The organism is Streptomyces sp. CRN 30, assembly GCF_034105845.1.
In genome coordinates, this window is the sequence record NZ_JAVRHI010000506.1 from 32,783 (window position 1) to 59,359 (window position 26,577).

The 26,577-nt window shown below is 71.0% G+C and carries 24 protein-coding genes and 3 pseudogenes; 13 read left to right on the forward strand and 14 right to left on the reverse strand.

Annotated features, from left to right (window positions below; genetic code table 11):
- The first annotated feature begins 231 nt into the window (after nt 1-231).
- From UW392_RS57545 to UW392_RS57555, 3 genes and pseudogenes are all read left to right on the forward strand, one after another.
- A pseudogene (locus tag UW392_RS57545) lies at nt 232-1,915 on the forward strand (glycoside hydrolase 43 family protein).
- A 110-nt stretch (nt 1,916-2,025) separates the two neighbouring features.
- Nucleotides 2,026-4,344: a beta-L-arabinofuranosidase domain-containing protein gene (locus tag UW392_RS57550; protein ID WP_320783479.1), complete on the forward strand. Its 2,319-nt coding sequence runs from the start codon at nt 2,026-2,028 to the stop codon at nt 4,342-4,344.
- A gap of 156 nt (nt 4,345-4,500) precedes the next feature.
- On the forward strand, nt 4,501-4,632 hold the full coding sequence (locus UW392_RS57555) for a hypothetical protein (protein ID WP_320783480.1): 132 nt from the start codon (nt 4,501-4,503) through the stop codon (nt 4,630-4,632).
- Between the two features lie 273 nt (nt 4,633-4,905).
- Here the strand turns inward: UW392_RS57555 and UW392_RS57560 are convergent, their stop codons facing one another.
- Nucleotides 4,906-6,180 carry an MFS transporter gene (locus UW392_RS57560; RefSeq protein ID WP_320783481.1) on the reverse strand — a complete coding sequence of 425 codons (1,275 nt, stop codon included), beginning with the start codon at nt 6,178-6,180 and terminating at the stop codon, nt 4,906-4,908.
- A 70-nt stretch (nt 6,181-6,250) separates the two neighbouring features.
- Nucleotides 6,251-6,964, reverse strand: coding sequence for a DUF899 domain-containing protein (locus UW392_RS57565; RefSeq protein ID WP_320783482.1), 714 nt, complete (start codon nt 6,962-6,964; stop codon nt 6,251-6,253).
- A gap of 138 nt (nt 6,965-7,102) precedes the next feature.
- Here UW392_RS57565 and UW392_RS57570 point away from each other — a divergent pair, with 138 nt between their 5' ends.
- Nucleotides 7,103-7,444 carry a YciI family protein gene (locus tag UW392_RS57570; RefSeq protein ID WP_320783483.1) on the forward strand — a complete coding sequence of 114 codons (342 nt, stop codon included), beginning with the start codon at nt 7,103-7,105 and terminating at the stop codon, nt 7,442-7,444.
- 137 nt (nt 7,445-7,581) lie between these two features.
- Here the strand turns inward: UW392_RS57570 and UW392_RS57575 are convergent, their stop codons facing one another.
- Nucleotides 7,582-8,760 (reverse strand): RNA polymerase sigma factor, encoded by a 1,179-nt coding sequence (locus tag UW392_RS57575; RefSeq protein ID WP_320783484.1) that lies wholly within the window; start codon nt 8,758-8,760, stop codon nt 7,582-7,584.
- Between the two features lie 224 nt (nt 8,761-8,984).
- Nucleotides 8,985-9,368: pseudogene (locus tag UW392_RS57580) on the reverse strand (molybdopterin cofactor-binding domain-containing protein); the annotation flags it as partial.
- Nucleotides 9,369-9,519: 151 nt separating this feature from the next.
- On the opposite strand from UW392_RS57580, the gene UW392_RS57585 reads away from it, so the two are divergent.
- The 3 genes from UW392_RS57585 (at nt 9,520) to UW392_RS57595 (ending at nt 11,660) form a co-directional block, all read left to right on the forward strand.
- Nucleotides 9,520-9,930 (forward strand): hypothetical protein, encoded by a 411-nt coding sequence (locus UW392_RS57585; RefSeq protein WP_320783485.1) that lies wholly within the window; start codon nt 9,520-9,522, stop codon nt 9,928-9,930.
- Between the two features lie 806 nt (nt 9,931-10,736).
- The gene (locus UW392_RS57590; RefSeq protein WP_320783486.1) at nt 10,737-11,009 is read left to right on the forward strand and encodes a hypothetical protein; all 273 of its coding nucleotides are present in this window, start codon (nt 10,737-10,739) and stop codon (nt 11,007-11,009) included.
- Nucleotides 11,010-11,018: 9 nt separating this feature from the next.
- Nucleotides 11,019-11,660: a hypothetical protein gene (locus UW392_RS57595; RefSeq protein WP_320783487.1), complete on the forward strand. Its 642-nt coding sequence runs from the start codon at nt 11,019-11,021 to the stop codon at nt 11,658-11,660.
- A gap of 14 nt (nt 11,661-11,674) precedes the next feature.
- On the opposite strand, the gene UW392_RS57600 is transcribed toward UW392_RS57595, so the two are convergent.
- Complete coding sequence (locus tag UW392_RS57600) at nt 11,675-12,616, reverse strand: hypothetical protein (RefSeq protein ID WP_320783488.1); 942 nt, start codon at nt 12,614-12,616, stop codon at nt 11,675-11,677.
- Between the two features lie 166 nt (nt 12,617-12,782).
- On the opposite strand from UW392_RS57600, the gene UW392_RS57605 reads away from it, so the two are divergent.
- Together UW392_RS57605 and UW392_RS57610 are read left to right on the forward strand one after the other, a co-directional pair.
- Nucleotides 12,783-13,142 carry a hypothetical protein gene (locus tag UW392_RS57605; protein WP_320783489.1) on the forward strand — a complete coding sequence of 120 codons (360 nt, stop codon included), beginning with the start codon at nt 12,783-12,785 and terminating at the stop codon, nt 13,140-13,142.
- Nucleotides 13,143-13,259: 117 nt separating this feature from the next.
- Nucleotides 13,260-13,496 carry a zinc-binding dehydrogenase gene (locus UW392_RS57610; protein WP_320783598.1) on the forward strand — a complete coding sequence of 79 codons (237 nt, stop codon included), beginning with the start codon at nt 13,260-13,262 and terminating at the stop codon, nt 13,494-13,496.
- Nucleotides 13,497-13,864: 368 nt separating this feature from the next.
- Here the strand turns inward: UW392_RS57610 and UW392_RS57615 are convergent, their stop codons facing one another.
- On the reverse strand, nt 13,865-14,215 hold the full coding sequence (locus tag UW392_RS57615; protein WP_320783490.1) for a hypothetical protein: 351 nt from the start codon (nt 14,213-14,215) through the stop codon (nt 13,865-13,867).
- A gap of 973 nt (nt 14,216-15,188) precedes the next feature.
- Here UW392_RS57615 and UW392_RS57620 point away from each other — a divergent pair.
- The gene (locus tag UW392_RS57620) at nt 15,189-16,166 is read left to right on the forward strand and encodes an AraC family transcriptional regulator (RefSeq protein ID WP_320783491.1); all 978 of its coding nucleotides are present in this window, start codon (nt 15,189-15,191) and stop codon (nt 16,164-16,166) included.
- Here the strand turns inward: UW392_RS57620 and UW392_RS57625 are convergent.
- Together UW392_RS57625 and UW392_RS57630 are read right to left on the reverse strand one after the other, a co-directional pair.
- Nucleotides 16,051-17,076 (reverse strand): transposase family protein, encoded by a 1,026-nt coding sequence (locus tag UW392_RS57625; RefSeq protein WP_320783599.1) that lies wholly within the window; start codon nt 17,074-17,076, stop codon nt 16,051-16,053. The genes UW392_RS57620 and UW392_RS57625 overlap by 116 nt on opposite strands.
- Nucleotides 17,045-17,896 carry an SDR family oxidoreductase gene (locus UW392_RS57630; RefSeq protein ID WP_320783492.1) on the reverse strand — a complete coding sequence of 284 codons (852 nt, stop codon included), beginning with the start codon at nt 17,894-17,896 and terminating at the stop codon, nt 17,045-17,047. Before UW392_RS57630 ends, UW392_RS57625 begins: the two co-directional genes overlap by 32 nt.
- Before the next feature lie 100 nt (nt 17,897-17,996).
- Between UW392_RS57630 and UW392_RS57635 the strand changes: the two genes are divergently transcribed.
- On the forward strand, nt 17,997-18,572 hold the full coding sequence (locus tag UW392_RS57635; protein WP_320783493.1) for a TetR/AcrR family transcriptional regulator: 576 nt from the start codon (nt 17,997-17,999) through the stop codon (nt 18,570-18,572).
- Nucleotides 18,573-18,703: 131 nt separating this feature from the next.
- Here the strand turns inward: UW392_RS57635 and UW392_RS57640 are convergent, their stop codons facing one another.
- The 5 genes and pseudogenes from UW392_RS57640 to UW392_RS57660 all read right to left on the reverse strand — a co-directional run bounded on the left by UW392_RS57640 (nt 18,704) and on the right by UW392_RS57660 (nt 23,325).
- On the reverse strand, nt 18,704-19,267 hold the full coding sequence (locus tag UW392_RS57640) for an AAA family ATPase (protein WP_320783494.1): 564 nt from the start codon (nt 19,265-19,267) through the stop codon (nt 18,704-18,706).
- A pseudogene (locus UW392_RS57645) lies at nt 19,260-19,529 on the reverse strand (DUF6042 family protein); the annotation flags it as partial. The pseudogene UW392_RS57645 and the gene UW392_RS57640, both read right to left, overlap by 8 nt.
- Before the next feature lie 18 nt (nt 19,530-19,547).
- A complete protein-coding gene (locus UW392_RS57650) occupies nt 19,548-21,662 on the reverse strand; it encodes a 2OG-Fe(II) oxygenase (RefSeq protein ID WP_320783600.1) in 2,115 nt (704 codons plus the stop codon).
- A 6-nt stretch (nt 21,663-21,668) separates the two neighbouring features.
- The gene (locus tag UW392_RS57655) at nt 21,669-21,953 is read right to left on the reverse strand and encodes a hypothetical protein (protein ID WP_320783495.1); all 285 of its coding nucleotides are present in this window, start codon (nt 21,951-21,953) and stop codon (nt 21,669-21,671) included.
- 472 nt (nt 21,954-22,425) lie between these two features.
- A complete protein-coding gene (locus UW392_RS57660) occupies nt 22,426-23,325 on the reverse strand; it encodes a LysR family transcriptional regulator (protein ID WP_320783496.1) in 900 nt (299 codons plus the stop codon).
- A 134-nt stretch (nt 23,326-23,459) separates the two neighbouring features.
- Between UW392_RS57660 and UW392_RS57665 the strand changes: the two genes are divergently transcribed.
- Nucleotides 23,460-24,311 (forward strand): inositol monophosphatase family protein, encoded by an 852-nt coding sequence (locus tag UW392_RS57665; RefSeq protein ID WP_320783497.1) that lies wholly within the window; start codon nt 23,460-23,462, stop codon nt 24,309-24,311.
- Nucleotides 24,312-24,399: 88 nt separating this feature from the next.
- Nucleotides 24,400-24,996 (forward strand): NADPH-dependent F420 reductase, encoded by a 597-nt coding sequence (locus UW392_RS57670; protein WP_320783498.1) that lies wholly within the window; start codon nt 24,400-24,402, stop codon nt 24,994-24,996.
- Nucleotides 24,997-25,437: 441 nt separating this feature from the next.
- Here UW392_RS57670 and UW392_RS57675 read toward each other — a convergent pair whose 3' ends face one another.
- Entirely contained in the window at nt 25,438-26,496 is a 1,059-nt protein-coding gene (locus UW392_RS57675) for an acyl-CoA dehydrogenase family protein (protein WP_320783499.1), read from the reverse strand.
- Nucleotides 26,497-26,577 lie beyond the last annotated feature (81 nt).

Sequence of the window (26,577 nt, forward strand, 5' to 3'; positions counted from 1 at the left end):
ACGGAAATCGCAGTACGAAGGGTGTTGGCGGCCTTCAAAGGCCGTCTATAGTCCGTGCTTGCCGAAGAGCCGACCAATGTTCGAGATAACGAACGCTGTGAGTGGGTGAGCCGCCCGCGACAACCGGAATCCGCATCCGGCACCGAGGCTGCGTACTCACGTGCGCAGCTGTTCCGGCGGTGTCACCGACCGAGCCGTTCCGCCGAACCCAGCAAGGAGCGTTGACTTGGCATGTCCTGGACCAATCATGGGCGCAGTCGCCGACAGGTACTGGCCACCGCCGCGGGACTGACCGCCGGTACCGCTCCGGCCGGCGCGGCGCCGCGGGCTCATGCCGCCGCGCCACCGACGGGCACGGCTCCGGGCCCCGGGATCGCGGCGGCCTTCGCCGACCCCGTCATCTGGCAGGACTTCGCGGACATCGACATCATCCGGGTCGGCGACGCGTACTACTGCTCCGCCTCGACCATGCACTACTCCCCGGGAGCGCCCGTCCTGCGCTCCTACGACCTGGTCAACTGGGAGTTCGCCGGCCACTCGGTACCGGTACGGGACTCCGGGGCGAAGTACGACCTGAACGGCGCCCGCGGCTACGTCCGGGGCATCTGGGCCTCGTCCCTCACCTACCGCCCGAGCGACAGCACCTTCTACTTGCTGGGCCAGATCGACTTCGCCAAGACCTACCTCTGCACGTCTCCTGCCGCCGAAGGCCCCTGGGCCAGACACGCCGTGATCGACAACGCGTACTACGACGCGGGCCTGCTGGTCGACGACGACACGATGTACGTCGCCCACGGCAACACGACCCTCCACGTGGCCCAGCTCTCGGCGGACGCCAGGACCGAGGTCCGCAACGAGCAGGTCTTCACCACGCCGGCGAGCGTCGGAGTCCTGGAGGGGTCCCGCTTCTACAAGATCAACGGCAGCTACTTCATCTTCGTCACCCGCCCTGCCAACGGCCAGTACATCCTCAAGTCCACCACCGGCCCGTACGGCCCCTACGAGATGAGGCAGCTCCTGCTCGACCTGCCCGGCCCGATCCCCGGAGGCGGCGTTCCCCACCAGGGCGGGATGGTGCGGACCCAGAACGGCGACTGGTACTACAGGGCCTTCGTCGACGCCTACCCCGGCGGGCGGATGCCCGCCCTCGCCCCGGTCACCTGGAGCGCCGACGGCTGGCCCGCCGTCCAACTCGTGGACGGCGCCTGGGGAACCTCCTACCCCGTGCCGAACCTGCCGGCCCCGCCCCGCCCGATCACACCCCTGACCGGCCCCTTCACCGACACCTTCACCGGCCCGGCCCTCGCACCGCGGTGGGAGTGGAACCACAACCCGGACAACGGCAGATGGTCCGCCGGGAACGGGCTGCGGCTGCGGACCGCGACGGTCACCGACGACCTCTACGCGGCCCGCAACACCCTCACCCACCGGATCCAGGGCCCGTCCTCCACCGCCACCATCGTGCTCGACCACCGAGGGATGCGGGAGGCCACCATCGTGCTCGACCACCAAGGGATGCGGGACGGCGACCGGGCCGGCCTCGCCCTGCTGCGGGACTCCTCGGCCTGGATCGGCATCACCCATGACGGCACCACGAAACGCCTGGTCGGTCAGCGACCTCACCATGGACGACAACTGGAACACCACCAGCACCGGCCGCCAGGTCGCGAGCACCGATATCCGCGGCAACCGCGTCTGGCTGCGCGCCACCGCCGACATCCGCCCCGGCACGGGCCGGGAGGGCCACTTCTCCTACAGCACCGACGGCACAACCTTCACCCCGCTCGGCACCGCCCTCGCGCTGAAGAACGACTGGCAGTTCTTCATGGGCTATCGGTTCGCCCTGTTCCACCACGCCACCCGCGCCCTCGGCGGCTCGGTGACTGTCCGGCGGTTCGACCTGACGACGCCGTGACCACGCCTCGGACCGCCTTCCCCACCACCCCCTCCGTCCTCGCTCCCGTCCTCGCTCCCGTCCCCGTCCCCGTCCCCGTCCCCGATCCCCGATCAAGGAACAGGTGAACGATGTCGCGCTCACTCAGCAGACGGCACCTTCTGCAAACCGCCGGAGCCACGGTCGCCGCGTCCGCGGCCGGCCCCCTCGCCGGCGCCCTTCCGGCTCAGGCGGCCGCCCCCGCCGTTCGGGCGGAGGTCGGGGTCTCCGCGTACGCCTTCGCCTTCGGCCAGGTCCGGCTGACCGCGAGCCGGTGGCTGGACAACCAGAACCGTACGGCCGCCTACCTGCGGTTCGTGAACGTGGACCGACTGCTGTACACCTTCCGCGCCAACCACCGGCTCTCCACCGCGGGCGCCGCCCCGAACGGCGGCTGGGACGCTCCCGATTTCCCCTTCCGCAGCCATGTCCAGGGTCATTTCCTCACCGCCTGGGCGCAGCTCCACGCCGTCACCGGGGACACGACCGCCCGCGACAAGGCCCTGTACATGGTGGCGGAGCTGGCCAAGTGCCAGGCCAACAACAGCGCCGCCGGGTTCACCGCCGGTTACCTCTGCGGCTACCCCGAGTCGGACTTCACCGCTCTCGAACAGGGCACCCTCAGCAACGGCAACGTGCCGTACTACACCGTCCACAAGACCCTCGCGGGACTGCTGGACGTATGGCGGCTCCTCGGCAGTACGCAGGCGCGGGACGTCTGCCTCGCCCTGGCGGGCTGGGTCGACACCCGCACCGGCCGGCTCACCGCCGCGCAGACGCAGACGATGCTGGGCGTGGAGTTCGGCGGCATGAACGACGTGCTGTGCGACCTCTACCAGCAGACCGGCGACACCCGTTGGCTCACCGCCGCGCGGCGCTTCGACCACGCCGCCGTCTTCGACCCGCTGGCCGCCGGCGAGGACCGGCTCAACGGGCTGCACGCCAACACCCAGGTCCCCAAGTGGATCGGCGCGCTGCGCGAGTACAAGGCCACCGGCACCACCCGCTACCGGGACATCGCCACCAACGCGTGGAACACGACCGTCGGCACCCACACCTACGCCATCGGCGGCAACAGCCAGGCCGAGCACTTCCGCGCGCCGAACGCGATCGCCTCCTACCTGCGCCAGGACACCTGCGAGAGCTGCAACACGTACAACATGCTCAAGCTCACCCGGGACCTGTTCACCGTCACCCCCGACCGGGCCGAACTCTTCGACTTCTACGAGCGTGCGTGGCTGAACCACATGATCGGCCAGCAGAACCCGGCGGACGCCCACGGCCACGTCACCTACTTCACCCCGCTCAACCCGGGCGGACGGCGCGGGGTGGGCCCGGCCTGGGGCGGCGGCACCTGGAGCACCGACTACGACAGCTTCTGGTGCTGCCAGGGCACCGGCCTGGAGACCCACACCCGGCTGATGGACTCGATCTACTTCCACAACGGCACCACACTCACCGTGAACCTGTTCGTGCCGTCGGTGCTCACTTGGTCCCAGCGCGGTATCACCCTCACCCAGACCACCTCTTTCCCCACCAGTGACACGACCACGCTGACGGTCACCGGCAACGCCGCCGGAACATGGGCGATGCGCATCCGCATCCCCGGCTGGACCACCGCGGCCACGGTCAGCGTCAACGGCGTGGCGCAGAACATCGCCACGACCCCCGGCACCTATGCCACCCTCACCCGTACCTGGAGATCCGGCGACACCGTCACCGTCCGCCTGCCCATGCGGATCGTCCTGCGGCCCACCCCAGACAACGCCGGCACCGAGGCGGTCACCTACGGCCCGGTCGTGCTGGCCGGCGACTACGGCGACCGCGCCCTGAGCACGCTCCCGCTGCTCGACACCGCCACCGTCGCGCGCACCGGCAGCAACTCCCTGGCCTTCACCGCGACCGCGAACGGCTCCACCGTCAGCCTCGGCCCCTTCCACGACGCGCACGGCTTCAACTACACCGTCTACTGGAACACCAGCGGCGTCGCCCCCGCGTACGTGCACCTCGTCAACGCCGCCAGCGGCCTGCTGTTGGGCATCCAGGACATGTCCACCGCCGACGGCGGACTCGTCCTCCAGTGGACCGACAACGGCACCGCCGACCACGACTGGGAGCTGATCGACGACGGAGACGCGGTCCGCGTCCGCAACCTCAACAGCGGCAAGGTCCTCGGCGTCCGGGACATGTCCACCGCCGACGACGCGAGCGTCCTGCAGTGGTCGGACAACGGCACCCAGGACCACCTGTGGACCCTCCTCGACCAGGGCGACGGCACCTACAAGATCCGCAACGTCAACAGCGGCAAACTGCTCGGCATCTCGGGCGGCTCGACCGCCGTCGGCGCCTTCGCCGTCCAGACACCCGACGACGGCACCGCCGACAACAGGTGGCGCATCGCGAACGCCTGACAGGTCACCTCGGCATCGCATACGCCGGACAGCAGGCAGGCAGGGCGGGCCCAGCGGAGCGGTGAGGCACCGGACCCGCTACCTGGCGTTCTGCCAGGCCGCCCAAGCGGGAGCGTCCAATAGACGGCGGGTCCGATGATCAAGGAGACGGCTGAAATGAGCGAGACCATCAGCGAGCACGAGTCGGTGGAGGAACGGCCCCTTTGCTCCCCCGCCGCGCGGCGCAGGCGTTCGTACAGTTCACGCACCCGCCAGCCCGGAGCGATCGAACCGAACATGGATACGTAGCAGTCACACCCAGGAATGGCCGTGGTGGACGCGAGCACAGCAGAGATGGTCAACTCGTCGGACAACGGGTCTCCTTGCTCGTGACCGGCCTCAACAACCACGTCACTACCAAGAGGCCCGTTTCTTCATGTCCACGACCACATGGGCATCCCTGTCCGAAAGATCACCGCACCGCAGACTCCGAACGAGATCCGGTTCGCCACAGCGCACTCAGTCTGCGTCATGAGCTTGTACGCGGACACACGGTGATCAGGCCCGATCGGGTCGGTGTCGTCAGGTTTTCGTGGTGGCCGCCTCGGGGGTCGCCTCGGTGGTTCTGGCGCCAAGGACCACGGCGAGCATCACCGGGATGATCCCGGCGAAGGTCCACGACAGGTCGAACGCGTGGGCAAGCCAGCCGACCAGCGCCGGTCCCGTCAGGACCCCCGCGTAGGTGAAGGTGGTGACCCGGGAGACGGACATGGCGGCGCCCGGTCCCTGGCCGCCTGCGTGGCCAGCCGCGCTGAAGATCAGCGGGACCAGCACCGAGGTACCGATACCCATGACCGCGAAGCCCACCGTGGAGACGGACTGCGAAGGCCCGACGACCACGACGACCAGGCCCAGCACGGTGATCGAACCATTGAGCCGAAAGAGCCTTCGGCTGCCCACCCGCTCCGTCAGCCGGTCACCGACCAGCCGGCCGACCGCTTGGCACAGGGTGAAGGCGGTATAGCCGAGAGCTGCCGCGCTGAACGATGCGCCCCGGCTGTCGTGCAGGAACACCCCGCTCCAACTGGTCACTGCGGCCTCGCAGATCATCAGCGCCAGGCCCATCGCGCCGAGAACCAGGATCCGCCAAGTCCAGCCGCCGCGTCCTCGGGCTTCGGGTCGCTTCGGTCCGGCCGCAGCCCCGCCCTCGCGGTCCGCCGCCGCGGGCAGCAGCCACGCCGAAGCGGCCAGGCCAACGGGCAGCAGCACACCGCCGACCCACAGCAGGTGCCCAGCGGGGGTCACCCCGGCCCGCAGCACCGCCGAGCCGATCAGCGAGCCGAGGACGGCGCTGACGCTCCAGGCCGCATGGCAGCTGTTCATGATCGGCCGCTGCCGGAGGCGTTCAACCACCACCGCGTGGCCGTTCATGGCCACGTCGAGGGTGCCGTGCACGGTGCCCATCACGACCAGAGCGAGGGACAGGCGTACGGCGTCGTGGGCGAGTCCGACCCCGCACAGCGCCAGGGGCAGCAGCCCCAGAGTGCACCGGATCAGGCGCACGCTGCCGAACCGGGCTACGAGCCGCCCGACGAACTGCATGGTGAACAGGGCCGACACCCCGAAGAGCGTCAGGACGAAGCCGAGTTGGGACGACGTGAGCCCCAGGTCTGCCTTCAGCGACGGGATCCGGACGATGTAGCTGGCCAACAACAGCCCGTTGATGAAGAACACCGCGGTGATTGCCCAGCGGGCGCGCACCGCCGCGCCGAGATCCAGGGTGCCGCCCGGTTCCTGTCCGCAGTGGGGCGCGGCGCCTTCCGACCGGGCTGCGACATGGCTGCTCTGTTTCGACATGCTGATTTCCTTGGTGAGGTGAGGTGAGGTGAGGTGAGGAGGCGTGGGGCGGCGAGTTCGCGCCGTGGGCCTACGGCTCGTACCTGTCGTGATGCCGAAGCCACTTGCCCTTCTCACCGGGCGACGGCCGCCCCTGCGGGGTGAGATCGAGGTAGTTGTCGGTCCCGATCAACAGGTCGGTGTCGTCCCCCCACGCCGAGTAGGTGTGGTACACGACGTCCGCGCGCCGGACGAAGACGCTGAGCCCGGACTGCTCGCCCCGGGTCCGCCACTCCTCGCCGCCACGCAGCAGGGCCTCTTTGTCCTGGAAGCCGTACTCGACCGGGGCGACCGCCTCGTCCTGGGTAACGTGGAAGTCGTAGTTGAAGTCGCTGCCGTACGCGGAGTACCAGGGCACGGTCCAGGCCATGCGGGAGCGGAACGCCTCGATCTTCGCGATCGGCGTCCGGGAGACGAGCACGAGCGTCGTGTCACGCGCGTGCAGGTGCGAGCGGTCGCCGACGCTGTCGACCAGGTATGAGCAGAACTTGCAGCCGGCGTCCCAGACCGGGTCGAACATGAAGTGGTAGACGATCAGTTGGCCGCGTCCCTCGAACAGTTCGGGCAGCCGGACCTTGCCATCGGGCCCTTCGAGGACGTATTCCTTGTCGACCTCCACCATCGGCAGCGCCCTGCGTGCCGCGCTGACCTCCGCCAGCACGCGTGTGGCCTCCTCCTCCCGGGCGAGCAGCACCCGTCGGGCCGTGCGCCAGACGTCCCTCGTGACCACCGGCGGTTCACTCATCGTTCTCCTCCTCGTTCAGGTGCCTCGATCGAGGCCTCTGGGAGAAGGTCGGAGCCGATCCCCGGGAGGCGACACCCTGAGATCGGAAACCTTGTTAAGTTCCTGACGACCACTGCCCGCCGGGGAAGCGAGGAGACGATGAAGTATCTGCTGATGGTCTGCGCCGACGAAGCGCTCCGGATGACTCCCGAGGAGGACGCCGCACATCTGGAGGCGGTCGGCGCCTGGGTCCGTGAGATGGAGGACCGGGGCGTACGCGTCATCGGCGACCGTCTCCGTCCGGTCGCCGACGCCGTCTCGGTGCGGGTGCGTCAGGACGAACTGCTGGTGTCCGACGGACCGTTCGCGGAGACCAAGGAGCAGATGGCCGGCTTCGACGTGCTTGAGTGCGCCGACCTGGATGAGGCCGTCGAGATCGCCGCACGACACCCCGGCGCCGCGCACGGGACCGTCGAACTGCGCCCGCTCTGGCAGACCTGACCGGCTCCGGATCAGGCCGTGGTCCCGCACTGCCCCGGGCGGGACACGGGCCGGCCCCCGGCGTCGTCCACCTCAAGGACCGCCGCCCGCGCCTCCAGGTACCGCCGCTCCGACGGGCTGTTCGTACGGGCCGCCGCCTATTGGTAGAAGGACCGCGCGGCCCCGTGCTCCCCGGCCATCTCCAGCATGTGGGCGCGCACCGCCGCCAGCCGGTGCTGCCCCGCGAGCCTGCCGTCGCTCTCCAGGTTCCGGAGCAGATCGAGCGCGGGCCCCGGCCCGTGGACCATGGCGACTGCCACCGCGCGGTTGAGGCGCACCACTGGACTGTCCAAGACACGCAGCAGCATGTCGTACAGGCCGAGAATCTGCGGCCAGTCCGTTTTCTCGGCCCGCGCCGCCTCCGCGTGTACCGCAGCGATCGCGGCCTGGAGCTGGTAGGGCCCGGCGGAGCCGGTGGGCAGGGTGGCGGTGATCAACTCGATGCCTTCCCGGATGGCATCCCGGTCCCAGCTGCCGCGGTCCTGTTCATCGAGCGGAACCGGGGCTCCGTCGGGGGCGGTCCGTGCGTCCCGGCGGGCTTCGGTGAGGAGCATCAGCGCCAGAAGGCCCGCGACCTCGTTCTCCCACGGGCGCAGGCGCCGCACCTCGCGGGTGAGCCGGATCGCCTCACGGGTGAGGTCTCCGCGCTGCAGTTCGGGGCCGGAGTCGGTGGCGTACCCCTCGTTGTAGATCAGGTACAGGACGTGCAGGACCACGCGCAGCCGCGCCGCCCGCTCCGCCTCTGGCGGCAGCCGGAACGGCACCCCGTCGGTCCTGATGCGCTGCTTGGCCCGTGTGATCCGTTGCTTCATCGACGTTTCGGAGGTGAGGAACGCGCGGGCGATCTCCGCCGTGGTCAGCCCGCCCACCGCGCGCAGCGTCAGCGCCGCCTGGGAGACAGGAGAAAGCAAGGGGTGACAGCACAGGAACAACAAGGTCAGTGTGTCGTCCCGCTCGGGCGTCCGTTCCTGGTCGCTGTCCGGGCCCGGGAGCTGGTGGCGGTCGGTCGGCTCCCGCGCGAACGCAGCCAACTCACGTTTTCTGCGGGCCGATTCACTGCGGCGCTGATCGAATAGCCGGCGCCCGGCCACGGTGAGCAGCCAGCCCTGGGGGCGGTCCGGAACGCCCTTCTTCGGCCACTGGACGGCCGCCGCGAGCAACGCCTCCTGCACGGCGTCCTCACAGGTGTCGAAGTCGCCGTACCGGTGCACGAGCGTACCGAGCACCCGCGGCGTCAGCCCGCGCAGCAGTCCGTCGATCTCGTGAGCCGTCGTCATGCCCATATGATGCACCCGACTGACGGCGGAAACGGCATGTTCCACCTTTCGGAGCGCACGTCACGACGGGTGCCTGTGACCCCGACACCAGCGTGTTCGGCAACGGGTGCGCGACGTCCCTTGGCCGCGCGACAGCCCGGTCGGCCCCGGTTCCTCGGCAGCCCAGCCACGCGCATGACACCGAGCGAAGCGAGCGGACCTTGGCGAGAGTACTGCTCGGCTGCTCACTCCGTGGCCTCGTGCTCCCGTAGTCCGAGCCACATTAGGGCCCGGGGCAGCGAGAGTTGAGTGAAGCGGGCACCCGTCGCGTCACGTAACGCGTTGGCGAAGGCGACCGGGTCGAACGAACTTCCGCTTCATCGACTTGGCGCCGAGCGGCCCGGTAGTGCCGGCCGTGTCCGTGCAGGGACCTCGGTGCGCGGGATGGCGGCGTATCGGGCAAGCCGGTAGCGGCGGAAGGCTGCTGTATCGACGTTGCCGTTCTCGTCGATGCGTACGTTCTCGAAGACGGTGGCGCCTGCGCGGCTCCCCTCGACCTGTCCACGGAACTGAATGGGGTTCATGAGCTGCCCCGCCTCGGCGGCGTGCACGCTGCGCAGGATCGGGATACGGCACAGCCGCCGACCGGTTGGTGCAGGGATACGATCACGACGGGATCATCGCGAGGCGGCCCTTCACTTCCGGGTCCACGATGCAGTCGCACTACATGAGTATCGCCTTCCGTGTGATGATCCCTGGCTGACGGAAGAGGGCGGGCGAGTGGACGACCGACGGACGGCCTGGCGGCGGACAGCCGTGCCCATCGCCGTGGGCCTCCTGTTGTCCGGCTGCTATGTCTCCACGGAGTACGGCAAGTATCCGGACGGCAAGTTCGTCCAGAAGACATCACTGGTACGAGAGTGGACCGCCCAGGACGGTGGACTGGTTCTGAGCGACGACGATTCCTTCACTGCGACGGGACTTGTCCTGGAGTACTTCCACTGCTCCGCAGATGGTCTTCGCGAGAAGTCGGGTCGCGGCACATGGAGCATGTCCAAGGGACGCGAGTCGACCTCCGTACTGATCGACTTCGACGACGGTTGCTCCGCCACTCTCTGGACAGGCGAATCCGCAGGGGAGACAGTCCTGTGGGCCCCACAGGCAGAAGACGACACGCTGATCCTTACTTGAAGACACGAGCCTGTGCGACATGCTGCTCCTTGATCGCGAGGAGCGAGCGGCCAGCGCGGGCCGGTGAGGCTGCCCGCGCAGCCGGACACGCTGTTCCGTACCACGAGGGCCCGTACCCCCGGCGCGGGGAGTACGTGCCCTCGCACGGATCCGCCGTCCGGAAGTACCTCGGCGCGGCGGGTGGCACCAGGTTCTGCACATCTCGCTCGTCTTCCTGGAACGGGGCGCCGACCGCCGGGCCACCGCCGACCCCACCGAGTTCGAGCAGTACCAGTCGAGCCGGTCGACGCACACGAGGACCGTCGTCGCGGGCGGCAAGCTCTCCGCCGGGGCCGGCCTCGCGGCCAGTACCGGCGCGAGTTCGTGGAGGGCGACTCCGCTGCCGGCGAGGAACACCTCGCCCGGCGCGGACCGTTGGTGGTCAACCCCGGCAGCCAGGAGGAGCACGCCTCCACCCGGGAGAACGAGGTGCTCCGGGCCGACGCGACCGTCGGCGGCAGCCTCTCCGCCAGCCGGGGCACGAGAAACGTCGACGCCGTCGGCGACATCCACACCACCCGCGTCACCTTGACCGACTCGGTCGAGGACGCCGACGGCGAGACAGTACGAGTACGAGTACCCATGCGGCGGCGCAGGGGCAGCCGCCGTCCGCCGCAGACACCTACCGGTCGGGATTCGACCCCGTCGGCATCACGTTCCGCGGTGCCGACACCACACTCGACGACGCCGCCCGGGAGACCCCGCTGAACGCCGCGTGGCCGCTGGCGTACGCGCTGGCCAACTGGCGTGGCCAAGGCGCCGACGTGATGCCCGTGGTCGAGGTGCGGATGACCGGGGACCCGGCGACGGCCACCGTACGCGGATCCGCCGTCGTGCAGTACCTGAGGGACACCGTCACGGATGCCCTGCACCAGCTGAGGGTCCTCCCGACGCGGGTGAACTTCAAGGTGTGGCCCCCGCACCGGACCGGCGTCCAGGGCCGGGGTGTGTCCGGCGCGGTGGTGCGCCTCGACGAGTCCACCGCCCGGCAGGCCGCGCTGGCCGACCCGCGCGGCATGGAGGCACGCCGCATGACCTAGCCGATGCGGATGCCGGACGACCCGGCCGCGGCACGGGGGCAGTTGCTCGGCCTCGCGCACACCGACCGGCTCGCCCCCATCGCGGGGCCGGCCCCGGAACAGCGGCGCTGGGTCGCCGCCGACCCGGTGACCGTCGACGCGTTCCAGGCCACGCTGGACCCGCCCGAGTCCGTGGAGGTCACCGCCGTCCTGACGGTGGACGTCCCGGCCACCGCCGAGGCGCCGCTGGCCACGGCGTACGAGATGGCACAGGGCGCCGCCCGGATGCTGCACAACCCCTCCGTCACAGCGGAGCTGCTGCGACGCGGCACCCGCCTGGTGGTGATACCGCGGATCGACCGCGACGCCGCGCGGGACCACTCTCCGCCGCGGTGGGGCACGGGCACGCTGGACCACGGCTCCGCGTCCGACGGGCATCCTCTGGTGGTGATGCTCAACGAGGATCTGGTCGTCGGCGGCCGGACCCGGGACGGCGAGGTGGCGTTCGACGACGGCTTCGGGACCACCGTCCACGAGATGGCTCACCTCGTCCACTCCGTGCTCGGGCCCCGGCAGCGGGCACTGGTCACCGCCGCGTTCGACAAGGCACTCAAGGCGGACCGCCGCCGGATGAACCCTTACGCGCCGGCGTGGCAGCTGCCGTCCCGCTGACCCAACGGCCCCCGCTACGCCGTCACCGGCCCCGGCCGGACGGCGGGGGAGCACAACTGCTCCGCCGAGAACGAGTACGAGTTCTTCGCCACCCTCGTCAGCTCCTGGATGGGCGCGAACGTGGGCCAGGACCCGTTCACCGGCCTGCGCCTCAGCAACGGCAACCGGTGGGTGCCAAGCACTACCCCCGCCTCGTGAGCCTGCTGACCGACCTGTTCGGCCCCGGCCACCACGGCAGCCACGAGTTCACCGCCTACCCGGTGAACACGGTCGAGTTGCAGTGCGAGCACCTGCGCGACTTCACCGCCCGGTTGGAGACGGCCGACACCTGGCACCTGGCGCTGACCGAGCATGTGGACCCCCGGGACGCCGACGGACGGCGCCGGGTCCGGGCCGCCTGGGAGGCGTACGACTCGGCCCAGCAGCGGCTGGCGGCGGCCCGGTCGGTCCTGGACGCCTTCAACCGGAGGGCGTCCGGGTCCGCCGCGGCGCTTCCCCCGGAATGGCTGCGCGCCGCGGCGGCCCTGGGCGAGGCCCCCGACCGGGTCGATCAGCCCGAGCAGACCCTGCGATCCCTCAACCTGGACCCCGTCCGACTGGGTGAGGAGTACGACGACCTGGTCCGTGTCTCGGCCCGGTACGGTGCCGCCGAGTGGCGCCCGTCCGGGCCGCTGGGAGACCGGGCGGTGTTCGAGGCCACCGCCGGCGAGGCGCGGCGGGAGCGGACGCCCGATGCCGCCGTGCGGCGCTGGCAGGCCGCGCAGACCGGCCTGGCGGCGGCCCGCGAGGTGATGGACGCGCTGACCGCCGCGCCCGCCGACGCCGCGCAGCGGCAGGGCTGGGGCGCGGCGGCGCAGACCTGGTCCGACGCCCTGGACGCCGTCGACGCCGCGGCGGCCGAACTGCGCGCCCTGGGCACCGGTCCCGACGACCTCGTACCGGAGACCGCCCCGCACGGCACGGAACCCGCCGCTCCCCCGCCGGGCCCACCGCAGAAGAGTCCACCGCGGAAGAGTCCACCGCGGAGGACTCCGTCACGGAGGAGACCCCAGCCCCGGCCTCACCCGCCGCCCCCCGCCGCGCCCGCCGCCCCCCGCCGCGCCCCGCCGCGCCTCGGCGCGCATGTCCATGGCCGACGCCCTGCGCGCCCGGCTACGGGCCGTCGCCGGTCTCGACCCCGGAGCCGAGGACACACCGGAATCCGGCACCGCGCGCGCCGACGCCGGGTCGACCGTGAAGGCGTGGGGCCGCTGGCAGCAGGCCCGGATCTCCCTGGACCGGGCGCTGACCGCGCTCCGCGCGCTGGAGCAGACCGCCGGCGCCCGGCCCGCGGCCGCCCTCGAAGCCGCCGACCTGGCCGTGCCCAGAGCGGGCTGGGAGGTCGACTCCGCCGCCTGGGACCTTCAGGGACGGGGCTTCGACCGCCACCGCCTGGCCGAGGAACTCGCCGCTCTCCTCCGCGACGACCGGCACAGCCCGTAGGCCGCGCCCCCGACGAACGCCGACGACGCCCGCGTCGAGGCGTACGAGCAGCTCGGTGCGCGCTGCATCGGCAGCCGACGCTCCGCGAAGCGACCGGACGCGTCGGTGTCGCTTCATGTGCGAGGGGCGCCGCGCATCCATGTGCGTGCCACCTACCCCCTGGAGGACGTTGGCGCGGCCCACCGCGACGTCGAGTCGGGCCACGGCAGGGGAAAGGTCGTCCTGTCGGTCGGCCGACCGTCCTCCCGTCCGGCATCCATCACATATCGGGATACCTCACTTGGACCGTCCGCCCGACCGCGCTTCCACCGACCACATCCGCCCGGGGCGGACCGCTCCCCCGCCACGTCATGAGCGGGGCTGCGACGCCGCTCTCCGGGGAGGCGGCGGACACGTCGGCGGCCGGCCCGCCGGACGGCGGGCCGGCGGAGCCGGAGGGGTCCGGTCGGGCGGGCACGCTCGTCGCGCTGCTGCTCACCTCCACCCCGGGGGTCATGGCCGGTACGGTGATCTCTCCTGTGGTGGAGGTGATCCGGGGCAGGCCGGGTCAACGACACCGCGGCAGGCCGCGTGGTGACCGCCCGTACGCTGGCCGCGGCCGTCGTCAGCCCACTGGCCGGACGGCTGATCGACCTGCGGGGTGTGCGGTCCCCGCTGCCGTGCGCGGCGGCCGGTTGCCCCCGGACGGGAAAGGGCGGCGTCCCGTCATCGGGCCCGGTCCGTCACGTGCCGCCGTTCGGCCGTGCGCCCCGGGTCGTCAGGGAGGAGATCAGGAAGGACGCGGCGGACGTCCCGGCCAGGCTCCCCACCGTGACCAGCCCCACGCCGACCATGAAGAGGCCGCTGGCGTCGTCCGACCAGTCGCAGAAGGCGGCGATCGCCAGCCCGGCCGTGGTGCCGAGCACGGCGCCCACGAGGTGGTGCCGGGACGCCGCCCAGTAGACCGGCGCCAGCAGGGTCAGCACCAGCCCGATCACCTGCCACGCCTCGTACGGCCCGGTCGTCGTGCCGTCGGGCCGCACGTCACGGTGCTGGTCCCAGCCCAGCCAGGCGGCCCACGCCGCAGCTGCCATCACGGCCGCCACGACGAGGGGCGACGACCGGCGAACGAGATTCAACAGTTTTTGAGGCATGACCCCAGCGTTTCCGCCCCGGCCCCCACCGACCAGCGGACGGGTACTCAGCTCGGCCTGAGTAGGCGACGGCGACCGGAGCTCTGGCGTGACCGGGGCGTTTGACGATGCGGCGGTACCGGGCGCCGAGGAAGGTATCGGTGCGGGAGGCTGCGTTCGCGGTCTCGCCGAGTCCTCCCTTGAGCCAGGGGTTGCCCTGCCCGGCCGGGCCAGCCGTGTTCTTCGCGCCGGACTGGGCCGTCCGCGGACACGACTCGCGAGCGACGCCTTCTTCGGCCATGTCCTCACCCGGAGGCACACCGATCGGCGCTGCGCAGTCGCCGGCCATGATCACGTCGCCGGGCGTCGGGGTGCACCGCCCGCGGGGTCCGGGCGCGCGGTGCACTGTACGAAGGCGCCGGGGTCCGCACCACCCCGGCCGTGGTGGGCTGCGGCCACGGCCTCAGGGCGTGGGCGACGGCGTTCCCGCCCTGCCCGAGTGCCTTCACGCGGACCAGTCTCCTGGCGGGCAACGGCCCCGGTCTGTACGCCGCGACGAAGAGTGCGGGACGATCCGGGCCAGAAAGCGAAAGGCCGCGGGGTGGGATGCGGGGCTGAAGTCTCCCGCGCCGGGAGGACCGGCCGGAGAGGCACGTCACCCGGTGGGTGTGTCCGCTGCGGCCACCGCACCGACACCGGGCGGCCTCGTCCTGTCATCCCTCTGACGTTCCCTCCACGTCGTCAGAGAGAGGGAACGGCCGGTCGACGCCGGCAGTCGCCCGCCGGGGACCGGCCGCCATAGCGCGCCGCGCGCCGGCGGCTGTGCCGGTCAGCGGAATCTCGCACGGCGGCGTGCGGAGTGTGTAGCTTCACACATGGGGGTCTTCCGGCGGCACCGCGCCGGAGCGGCCGATCGGAGGCTGTGGTGGACGTGGTGAGTGCACCGGTGGTCTTCAAGACGACAGAACCGGATACGGCCCGCGAGTTCATCGAGCAGGTCTACCATCAGGCACCGCATCTGCGGATGGTCGGCCCCGGCAGCCGGGGTCCGATCGTCTCGCTCGAACAGGTCACGGCCGGATCGCTGGTCTCCACCCGGGTCGGCCTGGAACCTGAGTTGTCCGTCCAGGTGGACCCCGCCGACGCGTTGACCGTCGAGGTGTTCGACGCGGGCACCGTGGAGTTCTACGCCCGCGGCGACACGACGCGGTACAGGGCCGGTGATGTGGCCGCGGTCACCGGTCCCGGACTCGCCTTCCGCAGCGTCAGCGAGAACGTGCGCGGCCACACCCTCTCCCTGCCCGCACCCGTCCTGGCCCAGGCCGCCGCACTCCCGCCCGAGCGGGCCGGCCCGCCCTGGCAGGTCCTCAGCCCCACCCCTGTCGACGCGCACACGGCACAGCTGTGGCGCGGTGTCAGCTCCTACGTAGTCTCCGTCCTGCACAGCCCCGCCACGGCGGCGAGCACGCTGCTGGTCGCCAACGCCACCCGGCTCCTCGCCCACACCGCCCTCGCCGTCTTCGCCACCACCCTCACCAGCGACCCCGCCCCTGTGCGGGTGGACGGTGCCGACGCGACCCCGGAGACGGTCCGCCGCGCGGTGGCGTTCATCGAAGCGCACGCCGACCAGGACATCGGCCTGACACAGATCGCGGCAGCGGCCAGCGTCACACCACGCGCCATCCAGTACGCCTTCCGCCGCCACCTGGACACCACCCCGCTCGCCCACCTGCGCCGCGTGCGCCTGGCCGCCGCCCACCACGACCTCCTCGCGGCCGACCCGCGCACCTCCACCGTCACCCGGATCGCCGCACGCTGGGGCTTCGCCCACCCCGGCCGTTTCGCCGCCCTCTACCGCGACGCCTACCACACCCCGCCCTCCACCACCCTGAACCCGCGCTGGTACAAGTGAGGTACAGCCAACGGGACGCGGCCGGTCGCGTCATGCAAGACGCTGCCGGGGGCGCACGGCCACTGCCGTTCTGGCCGGCCTCCGGCATCAGACCCCTGCCGGGACGAAGTCCGGCTGCTCCACCATGCCGGCCGAGCCCACGGTGCCGTTGCGGCTCCCGGAAACCGTGGCCGGGACGGCGCGACTGGCCGATGCGACCGCACTCGACGGCGAACCCTTCCGGTGCGGATGCCGCGGGACACCCCTCCCGCTGACGGCCGCGGAACCCTCCGGCGAAGCGCCGGCACGCACCACCAGACGCACGCGGTCCCCGCACCACTGCCAGCCAAGAAGAATTACCTGGCACGCACCTTTCCGGCCAGGATCTGAAATCCGGCGGGGGACGCCCGGCACTGAGGGTTGCCCTTCCTGATCGATTGGCGGGTTCAAGGGCGACGACGGCTCGGACTATGGCGGTGATACGGGTGGTGCCGCAGCGGAACTGTCGCAGGAGCCGCCAGTTCTTGAGGGTGGCCATGGCGCGTTCGCCGAGGCTGCGGATCTTGGCGTGGTCCCGGGTGTGGCGTCGGCACCAGCAGCGCGGGTTCCTGCCCCGGAACGGGACGCGTATGGCGGGGCTCGCACCCTGGTACGCCTTGTCCGCCAGGCGCTTTCTCCACGCCCGTCGCCGGGGGCGCCGGTCCAGCCACCCGTCAGGTCGGAAGAGGCCCAGTGGTTCCTCACTCTCGGATGCGCACTCATCTGCTGGCGACGCCTGATGCGATCGCGTGGGAGCGCCGGCCGAGACGACGTGCCGGACTTCCGGACGTCGAAGTCGCCGAGATGCGTAGGGCCGTGATGGCGGCGAGAAGCCTGACGTGTCGCGCCGGTCGTGCGGATCAGTGGGTGAAGGCGACAGATTCAGCGAGATCCTTCTGAGTCTCGAGCGCGGTGAGACGTTCGGTGAGTGCCGCGTGGATTGCGCTGTAGGTGTCGGATCCGAGAGTCAGGCGCAGTGGCGGGCGCGGGCGGCGGGTGGTGTCGTAAATGGCAGCGGCGAGCTTGGCCGGGTCGCCGGTGAAGACGCTCTCATCTGCGGTCTCCAGGTAGTGCCGGGTCCGGCCGACGGCATTGTCGCGGTAGACGGCCGTTTCGGTGGTGTAACGCAAGGCCGAAGCGAAACCGGTGCGGGTGGCGCCGGGCTCGACCAGCGTGAGGTGAATGTTGAAGTCGGAGACCTCGCGGCTGACGCTCTCGGTGAAGCCCTCCAGCCCCCACTTGCCCGCGTGATAGCAGCTGTGAGTGGGGATGCCGACCTGACCGCCCACGCTGGAGATCTGGATGATCCGGCCACCGCCCTGCTCACGCATCGGCTGCAGGAAGGCACGGGTGATCACCATCGGCGCGAGCAGGAGGACCTCGATCTGGTCGCGCATCTGCTCGACGGTCATCTCCTCGGCGGCGCCCACAACCGCGTATCCGGCATTGTTGACCACGATGTCCACCGGCCCGGACCGGGAAGTCCTGCCGACCACCTCGTCCACGTCGGCCGGCCGCGTGAGGTCGAGAATCTCGACAGTCAGCCGGTCGCCGTACGTCTCGCGCAGGTCTGACAGAGCTGCCGGGCGGCGGACCGTCGCCGTAACACGGTCGCCGTTCCGGAGGGCGTGCTCGGTGAGATGGCGGCCCAGCCCCCCGGAGGCTCCGGTGACGAACCAGTGACGTGAGGTCTTGTCGGAGGGAGTGGGCACGGGGGCTCCTGAAGTAGGGTGCTACCGGAATCCGTTCCGTTTAGAGTTAAGCGGAACGGATTCCGGAAAGCAACTGGAAACCGACACCCAAGGAACCCGCATGCCCGCCACGCCCCGCCGCACCAGGAGTGACGCGCTGCAGAACCGAGAGCGCCTGCTGGAGGTCGCCGCGCAGGCCTTCGCCGAGCAGGGGCTGGACACCGCGCCTGCCGCCATCGCCAAGCAGGCGGGCGTCGGTGTCGGCACGCTCTACCGGCACTTCCCGACTCGGGAAGTCCTCATCGACGCCGCTTACCGGCGCCAACTCACCCAGGTATGTACCGAGGTGAAGGAACTGCTCGCACAGCACCCGGCCGCCGAGGCCACACGCATGTGGATGGAACACTTCATCCGCTACGCCACGGCGAAGAGCGGGATGTCCGAAGCCCTCAACGCGGTCATCGCCTCCGGTATCGATCCATACTCCGACAGCCGCGCACTCCTCACCGACGCTGTCGCCGCCCTTCTCGCGGCCGGCGCTCGAGACGGAAGCCTGCGAACGGACGTCGTCCCGGACGATGTCCTGCTCCTCATGGGTGGCATCGCCTATTCCGTGCAGCACGGAACCAAAGAGCAAGCTCGTCCGCTCGTCGACCTCTTCATGGACGCGCTGACCAAGGACTCGACCGCGAACTGAACCCGACCTCCCCGACCGGCACGCCAACCCGAGCGCGGCCACGGTCGATTAGTCGAGTGGCTCTGTCGGCACTCACGAGGTTCCGGACACATGCCGCGCACCGACTTTCGAGCGCATTCCGTCGAAAGTTCTTAGCGGTCGATCGGGGCAATGCCGTCCAGGCCGGTCTCGGAGAGGATCTGTCGGACCGTGTCGTCCAGGGTGCTGGCGGCGCCGATGACGGTCTCCAGACCGCTGGGGAGCAGGTCCCTCTCTCGGTACCAGTCGCGCAGGTGGCCCTCGTTGACGTGCGCGAGGTACTCGGCATCTGGTTTCGTCGCGTGGCGGAGCACCGTCTCTGCGAAGGGCACGTGGAGGTAGTAGCACCGTGTGACGCCCCGGTGGGCGCGGACCAGGTCCTGGAGCATCGTGGCGTAGCGGTCGGCGTACAGGATGCCTTCGATGACGACGTGGAAGCCGTTGTCGAGGGCGTAGCGGGCGGTGAGGTCGATCAGGCCGATGTTGGCGCCGCCGGGCCGGTCGCGTTCGCGCAGCACGATGCGGCGCAGGTTGTCCTGGGCGACGATGGCGAGGTTGCGGCCGAACTTCTCGCGCAGGGCGGCCGCGACCGAGGACTTGCCCGAGGCGCTGTTGCCGCGGAGCACGATCAGGCGCGTGTCGCTGGTCCCCGCGGTGGCGTGCGCGGTCTCAGTCACCGCGGCTGACCTGGATGCGGTTGTCGTGGAAGTGTTCCCGGCCCATGACCGGGCGGAAGCGGCGGTGGGCCGCCAGGCGCTCCGCGTCGGCCGGTTCCTCGCCGCGCTGGACACGGGCGTCGCCGGATCTCACGAGCTCCGCGACAGCGAGCCGGACGTCGTCGACGTCCTGGCCCGTGGCTGTGGCCGGCCGGTCCAGGGAGGTGAGGGCCTCCGCCGGTTCGCCCAGAGCGCCGGCCAAGTGGTCGATGAGGGGGTCGAGGAGCGGGCCGGTGCGTTCTCAGCCGCATGGCCTGGGCCACTTGTCCCGGAGCCAGGTCAGGTCGGTCTCGGCGCGGGAGCGGGCCGTCTGCTCCCGGGTGAACACCGCGTCCGTTTTGGTGAGTACGAGGGTGTAGGGGCGTCCCTGACGTCGTGTGGTGTGGGAGACGGGCAGGCCGGCGAGGTCGATGCGGCGGTGGAGGTGGCGGCGCTTGTCCTTGGCGAGCGGCCACTCCATGGTCCGGCGGGTGCGGGAGGTGAGGAAGTCGTCCAGGCCGGGGCAGAGTTCGCAGTCGAAGGGGCAGCCGCGGTCCGGGGTGAGGGACCAGTCGTCCGCCGCCCGGACGGGGCGGGCCAGGGCAGCGGTCAGCCGGAGTGTGCAGTGGCCGGCGAGGGACTGGAAGGCGCGGGCAGCCGGGGTGTCGTCGCGGATGCCGGCCGGTCGGCGGGCCGCGGTACGCAGGGACGGGAGCAGGCATTCCAGTACACGGTCCGGTCGGCTGCGTAGAGCGGTAGTGATCATTTCCGCGGTCTCGGGACCGGCCGCGCGCAGGATGTGGGCCAGCGGGGTGCCGAGCCGTTCCATGGCCGCCCGGCGCTCCTCGTCCCGGCCGATGCCGAGCCGGCCGGTGAGCTGCTGCTCGAACGCGCGCCAGGCCCCCTCGGCCAGTGGTGTGGCCACCGCGTCTCCGTCACCGTCCGTACTCCGTAGCGCGGCACTGAGGCCGGGCAGGGTTTCGAGCCAGGCGTCCCGGTCGGCCCCGGTGAAGGCACCGACCGGGCCGAACCAGCTGTCGACGACCCCGCGTGCCCACGTCCGCCCGTACCGTGCGGCCGCTTGTGCGAGACCGGAGGCGTGCCGCTCGTCCAGGGTCTCCACGCCGAAGGGGGCGAGGAGCATCGCGGCGGTGTCCGCTTCCTCCACTCCCGCCGCGACACCCAGAGCCGCGGCGAAGAGATCGGCTGCCGCCGGGCCCGCACCGTGATGGTTCCAGACCGGCGCGAGCGACCGGGCGAGCGTGCGCGCCGACTCCGGCTCCCCGGCGTCCAGGTGCTCCTGGAGTTCCCGCAGGGCTTGCGCGGAGCCTGCTTCGGCACGTGCCGCGAAAGAGTGCTGCCGGGGCCAGAGCACCACCGCGGCCCGCCGGTACCAGCGGTCCAAGGTGTTGCCGTAGTTGCCCATGTAGCCCTCGTACTCGGACCGGTAGGGCTTGAGGTCCTTGTTCGCGGTGGTGGCGCACACCTCGGCGTACGGGACGGGCAGCGAGATCGGCTCACCTCCGGCGTTGTCGGGGCGGGTCCACCAGCCGAGGGTGATCTCGTCGTCGATCAGGTCGGTGAGCTCGTAGTGGGAGAAGTCACCGCTGCGGCGGCGTTCGGCGCCGGGTTCGCCGTCGGGGTCGAGAAGGCACTCGCCTCCGCACTCCTCGTCCTCGCAGTCGTCGAAGTGCTCGACCTCGTCGTAGGAGTCGTAAGCGCTGTAGGGCGGTTGGGCGTCCCAGGTCTCCTTCACCTCCGCGAGGGCGAGGACCGCTTCGCAGCCGGCCTGTCCGGCGGCCTGGCGCAGCAGGCCGGCGCGGGTGGCGTCGACGCCCTTGAGACGGCCCCAGTCCAGGCTGCGCTGGGTGTACTCGTGGTTCAGGAGGTAGACGAGCCGGCCCGGCGGCTCGGGCTCGGTGCGGCCGTAGCCGTAGCCGTAGCGGTCCTCGGCGGGCCGGGTGAAGTGCTCGGTCACGCACCGGGCCAGGTCCGCCACCGGGCCGCCGCCGGCTTCGCCGACCCGACGAACAGGCTCGGCGAGCAGGTTCATGGCGAGGGTGATGCGGTAACCGGAGGTGACGGGCTTGACCTCGTGGCGGCAGTCCGCGTAGAAGGCGGTGAAGGCCAGCCGTTCCCTCGACGCCTTGGACGTGACGGAGCGGCCGGCGTGTTCGACGACGAGTTCTCCGCCGGTGTGGTGCGAGGGCAGCGAGACGATGAGGCTGCCCACCATGGAGTCGTCCTTCTCGGAGTCCTGGTGCGGCAGGAAGAACTGGCCCTTGCCGTAGACGAGCAGCGCGTGCGGTTCGGCCCGCAGGACGGTGGTGGGCGGCAGGCCCAGTGCGGTGCGGACCTGGTCGAGGACACCGCTCAGCGTGCGCTACCAGTCGGGGCCGCCCAGGGTGAACCGGTCCGCAGTGATCTCCCAGGTGTCACGCACGCCAGTGTCGGACAGGGTCCGCTCCCCTCGGCCGAAGCGGGCCTGCCGGGCCTGGGCGATCAGCTTCCTGGTGACCGGGGCACGTACGGGGAGCGGCAGGTCACCGACGCCGTCGACCGTGGCGCGCAGCGCGCGGGCGGGCATCTCGACACGTGTGCAGAAGTCCCCGCGCCGCTCCGAGCTGTCCAACAGCTCCGCCAGTCGCTCCCGTGCCCCCTGCCCCATGACGCGTTCGTCCCTCTACTCAGCGGCATGCCATTTCGTACGTTCCGAGAACCCTAGCGCTGCGGGCAGCCCCCGCGCCCGGATCGCTGAACGCCCTTGACATCCCGCTTGCTCGCGGGGCTCCACGACAGAGGTAATGGGCGATTCCGTGGGGGTGGGTGAGCACAACGAGAGCAACCCGCAGCGGATGCCGCTCGTGTCGGGGCGATGATCACGCTGAGCCGAGGGCGGTACGCGCGGCATCGAGCAAGTCTCGATGCGCACTCCCGTACCGGCCCGGGGAGACGCTCACGTCCAGACAGCGTTCCAGCGCTTCGGCAGCGGAACTTACCCGGTCGGGGCCTTCGAGCTGGACGAGGGTGAGCGCCTCGCCGACGGCGCTCCGAGCGTCACACGCCGCTTGACGCTCCGCTGTGGAGTGACGGCCCTGACGCGTACGGCGGCTGTCACGCGTCTCTCTTCCGTCCACCGGTCACATCGGGGGCATCAAAGCGGTCCGGGCCAGATCGCGCAGCCAGATGTGTGCGGGGTCGGTGTCATAGCGCTGATGCCATGACAGGTACACCGTGACCGGGGGCAGTTCGAACGGCAGTGGGAGCAGAGCCAGACCGAGATCCTCGGCCGTCGCGCGTGTCGTCGCTTCGGGGGCGGTGACGAGGAGATCGGAGCCGCGCACGAACTCGAACGCGGTCTTCTCGGTGGGTGCGGACGCCACTACCCGTCGGGTGAGGCCGAGCCGTGCGAGAGCGTCGTCGAGGGTGTTGCCGAGCCGTCCGCGCCGGGAGACGGTGATGTGCTCGGCCGCGGCGTATCGCGGGGCGGTGACAGCCTCGGCCCGGGTGAGCGGGTGGCCCCGCCGTACGACGACGACGTGCCGGCTCTCGGTCACTCGATCGGCGCGGACGTCAGGCGCGGTCGGGCGGTTCGCGTTCGCCTCCAGGTCGACCTCACCGCGACGCAGACCGGGAGTGTCGATGCTCGATTCCGCGACGAAACGCAGACGCACGCCCGGCGCCTGCTCACGGACGGCCGCGAGAAGCACGGGACCGCCGAGGGCCACGAGTGCGTCGTGCCAGCGGAGTGTGAAGGTGCGTTCGAGCGTGGTCAGGTCGAGGTCGCGGCTCGGCGCCAGGACGCCCTGGACCTGGTGCAGCAATTCGTGCACCTGCGCTTGGACGGCGATCGCGTACGGCGTCGGGGTCATCGTGCGCCCGGTGCGCACCAGGATCTGATCTCCCGTCGTGCGCCGGATCCGGCCGAGGCTGCGACTCATCGCGGGGGCGGTGACGTGAAGACGTGCGGCGGCTCCGGCCACGCTGCCTTCCTCCAGAAGCGCGTCGAGCGCGGCGAGCAGGTTCAGGTCCAGTTGCATGTGAGTCATGCTAGGCGTGATTCACATGCACTTGTGGTTAAGGGTGGGTCCTTCTACCTTCGAGGTGCGGACACGAGGGACACGGTCCTCGTCCGGTCCGCCTCATCACACCCCTCTCAGACGGGAGCACCGCCATGCCCGAGCCGATACGGGCCACCGGCACCGCTGTGACCACCGGTACTCCTGTGACCACTGATTCCGCGTCCGACGCCGACCTGCTGGCGCAGACCGTGATCGTCGTGCGCGCGGCGGCTTCGGCGCTGCGGGAGCGGTTCGGCGAGACGGTCCCCCACCAGACTCGCGAAGAGCTGATGCGCGCGCTCGCCGCCAACGACGACGCGGCTCTCGCCGTCCTTCGCCCCCGTCTCACCCTCCTGCGCCCGGACGCCCGCTTCGTGGAGGACGAACTCGCGGGCGGGGCCCTGCCCGCCGGCGAGTGGTGGGTCCTGGACCCGGCCGAAGGCAATGTCAACCATCTGCACGCTCTGCCGGAGTGGGCGGTGACCGCCACTCTCGTCCGCGACAGCCAGCCGGTCTTCACCGCGGTTCACCTGCCGTTGACCGGAGAGACCTACACCGCTCTCGCCGGCGCCGGCGCCCGGCTCGACGGCCGCCCGCTGCATGTGTCCGGGACCACGGACCTCGGCCTGAGCCTCGTGGCCACCAGCCAGGCCAGACCGGACGAGAACGAGGAGGTCGTGCGGCGCATCGGCTCCTCGATCACCGCGATGCTCCTCGACGCGCTCGTGGTGCGGACCTCCGTGCCCGCCACCCTCCACCTGCTGAACGTGGCCGCGGGCCGGATCGACGCCTTCTGGCAGTTCGCCGGGGCCCGCGCGGACCTGCTTCCCGGGGCGCTGCTCGTCGCCGAGGCCGGCGGGCGGATATCCGATGCCGAGGGCCGTCCCTGGACTCCGGAGAGCGAGAGCTTCCTGGCCGCCGCGCCAGGTGTGCACGCCGAAGCCGTCACCACGCTCTCCCGCTGATTCCCGCTGATTCCTCCTGATTCCCTCTGACTACCACTGACTCCCGCGACAACCGCAAGCACCGCACCACCGGAAGGACCCTTTCGACATGACCCTGATCGCCGTTCTCGGAAGCGGCCGCGTCGGCGGCGGCCTCGCGCAGGCCCTCACCCGGGCCGGGCACGAGGTGTCCGTGGCGAACCGCTCACCGGGCTCTGCCTCCGACGCCGTCCGGACAGCCCACGTCGTCATCAACGCCACTCCGGGCGCCGGCTCGCTGGAGCGGCTCACCGCGCTCCGCCAGGAACTGCGGGGCAAGATCCTGGTAGACGTCTCCAACGCCACCGTGGACGGACCGGACGGACTGCCGGCCGACCTGCTGTATCCGGGCTCAAGCCTCGCGGAGCAGTTGCAGGAGGCTCTCCCCGACACACGCGTCGTCAAGACGCTCAACACGATGCTGTACACGGTGATGACCGCGCCCGCCGCGCTCACCCAGCCACCGACCGCCTTCCTCTCCGGCGCGGACCAGGAGGCCAAGCAGGTCGTACGAGGACTGCTCGCCGACGTCGGCTGGCCGCAGGAGTGGGTCACGGACCTCGGCGGGATCGAGACCGCGCGGGCCACCGAGGCCGCGGTCCTGTTCGTGCCCCACGTGATCCGATCCAGCGGATTCGCACCTTTCGCGATCTCCGTCACCCGCTGATCGAGTAAGGGGTGGTCGGCCCGAGCGGTACGGTGGCGGTCGGCGAGGAACTGCGGTCCGGCCGGCCGGACCCGGCCCGACTCCGTGGTGGTGATGTCGCTGGCGTCGGCCTGGCTCGACGGCGGGCAGCCGGCCGCGTCGGCCTTGTCCTCCAAGGGCTCGGCCGCCCGGCCCACGCTGCGGTGACGCCCTCCTCGTCCTGCTCCAGCACCGTGACCAGGTCCTCGTCCCGGCTTCTCGATGACGCCGCCCGTCCACCCCACTTCCCCGCAAGCGGGAGCACCCCCGTCGTCCGGAGCACCCCCGTCGTCCGGGTGCGGGCATCGGAGGACCAGCTTGTGCCTGACCCCGCCACCAGCGGCCCCGTGACGGGAGCGTGACGTCAGCACGGCCTGGTGCCGCTTGTGCCACAACGGGGCGTCTCAGCGACGAGTGTGTGCGTCAGGGAATCAGGGCGGCGCCGAGGCTTTCGGTGGTGAGGTAGGCGCTGAACGCGGGGTGGCGGCTGCCCACCGCGATGTCGCGCCAGTAGCGCTGGAGGGAGTTGGTCTCGCGGAAACCGGCGGCGCCGTGCAGGTCGAGCATGAGTTCCACGGCGTCCCGGCAGTCCTTGGCAGCGCCGGCCATGTTCGCCCGCAGGTGGGCGCGGTCGAGGTCGGTGAGGTCGTCCCGCGCGCTGTCCCGGGCGATGGTGAGCGCGGTCCGGCCGGCCCGGTCGACCAGGAGCGAGGCGTCGGCCAGCCAGTGCCGGGCACCGGGTGAGTCGCCCATGCGCGTGTAGCTCGTCATGAAGGGTCTGCGGTCGGACCGGAACATGTCCCGCACCACGTCCAGCGCGCCCTGCGCCGCGCCCACGACCGGGGCCAGCAGACACAGTCCGAAGAACAGTTGCTCCTGCGGCTGGGGCGGGCCACTGGGCGTGACCCGGTGGGCGGGGACCAGAAGTCCGTCGGCGACGAGGCGTTGACTGCCCGTGCCGCGCATGCCCGCCATGTGCCAGTTCCGCTCGATGGTCAGGTCCACGAGGGGGATGGCCGCGAGGTGATAGGCGCCGTCGACCATCAGGGCCACGTTCGCCCACTCCGCGGACTCGCAGCCGGAGACGTTGTCCCACTGGCCCGTGACGCGTATCCCTTCCGTCTCACGGACTCCGCGGCCGGTCGGGAGTCCGGAGCCGCAGGCGAGGGCCTCCGGGTCGGCGAAGAACTCCTTGCGGGCGGGGGTGTCGTGGCGCAGGGCGACCATGGTCTTGGACGTGGCGCAGGTACCGGCGGTCCACGCGGCCGACGGACATACGCGTCCCAGCTCGCTCAGACGGCGGACGACCGTCGACGCGTCGGACCACGGTCCGCCGTACTCGATCGGTGTGCGCAGGGCCAGAGACCCGCTGTCCCGCAGAGCGGTGACGCTCGCCGCCGTCAGACGGCCGTGCCGTTCGGTGTCCGCCGCTTCGGCCAGCAGGACCTGGCCGTATTCGTTCACCGGGGAGTTGCTCATCATGCGGAAAGTCAACCCTCGCGGCAGGCGCACGGACATACTGCGTTGACGCGCAGGCATACGATCCGGTGCGCGGGCGGGCTG

Coding starts and splice junctions, on each gene's coding strand:
- UW392_RS57550 (WP_320783479.1), top strand. CDS start 2,026: ATGTCGCGCTCACTCAGCAGACGGCACCTTCTGCAAACCGCCGGAGCC.
- UW392_RS57555 (WP_320783480.1), top strand. CDS start 4,501: ATGAGCGAGACCATCAGCGAGCACGAGTCGGTGGAGGAACGGCCCCTT.
- UW392_RS57560 (WP_320783481.1), bottom strand. CDS start 6,180: ATGTCGAAACAGAGCAGCCATGTCGCAGCCCGGTCGGAAGGCGCCGCG.
- UW392_RS57565 (WP_320783482.1), bottom strand. CDS start 6,964: ATGAGTGAACCGCCGGTGGTCACGAGGGACGTCTGGCGCACGGCCCGA.
- UW392_RS57570 (WP_320783483.1), top strand. CDS start 7,103: ATGAAGTATCTGCTGATGGTCTGCGCCGACGAAGCGCTCCGGATGACT.
- UW392_RS57575 (WP_320783484.1), bottom strand. CDS start 8,760: ATGACGACGGCTCACGAGATCGACGGACTGCTGCGCGGGCTGACGCCG.
- UW392_RS57590 (WP_320783486.1), top strand. CDS start 10,737: ATGCCCGTGGTCGAGGTGCGGATGACCGGGGACCCGGCGACGGCCACC.
- UW392_RS57595 (WP_320783487.1), top strand. CDS start 11,019: ATGCCGGACGACCCGGCCGCGGCACGGGGGCAGTTGCTCGGCCTCGCG.
- UW392_RS57605 (WP_320783489.1), top strand. CDS start 12,783: ATGTCCATGGCCGACGCCCTGCGCGCCCGGCTACGGGCCGTCGCCGGT.
- UW392_RS57615 (WP_320783490.1), bottom strand. CDS start 14,215: ATGGCAGCTGCGGCGTGGGCCGCCTGGCTGGGCTGGGACCAGCACCGT.
- UW392_RS57635 (WP_320783493.1), top strand. CDS start 17,997: ATGCCCGCCACGCCCCGCCGCACCAGGAGTGACGCGCTGCAGAACCGA.
- UW392_RS57655 (WP_320783495.1), bottom strand. CDS start 21,953: ATGGGGCAGGGGGCACGGGAGCGACTGGCGGAGCTGTTGGACAGCTCG.
- UW392_RS57660 (WP_320783496.1), bottom strand. CDS start 23,325: ATGCAACTGGACCTGAACCTGCTCGCCGCGCTCGACGCGCTTCTGGAG.
- UW392_RS57665 (WP_320783497.1), top strand. CDS start 23,460: ATGCCCGAGCCGATACGGGCCACCGGCACCGCTGTGACCACCGGTACT.
- UW392_RS57670 (WP_320783498.1), top strand. CDS start 24,400: ATGACCCTGATCGCCGTTCTCGGAAGCGGCCGCGTCGGCGGCGGCCTC.
- UW392_RS57675 (WP_320783499.1), bottom strand. CDS start 26,496: ATGATGAGCAACTCCCCGGTGAACGAATACGGCCAGGTCCTGCTGGCC.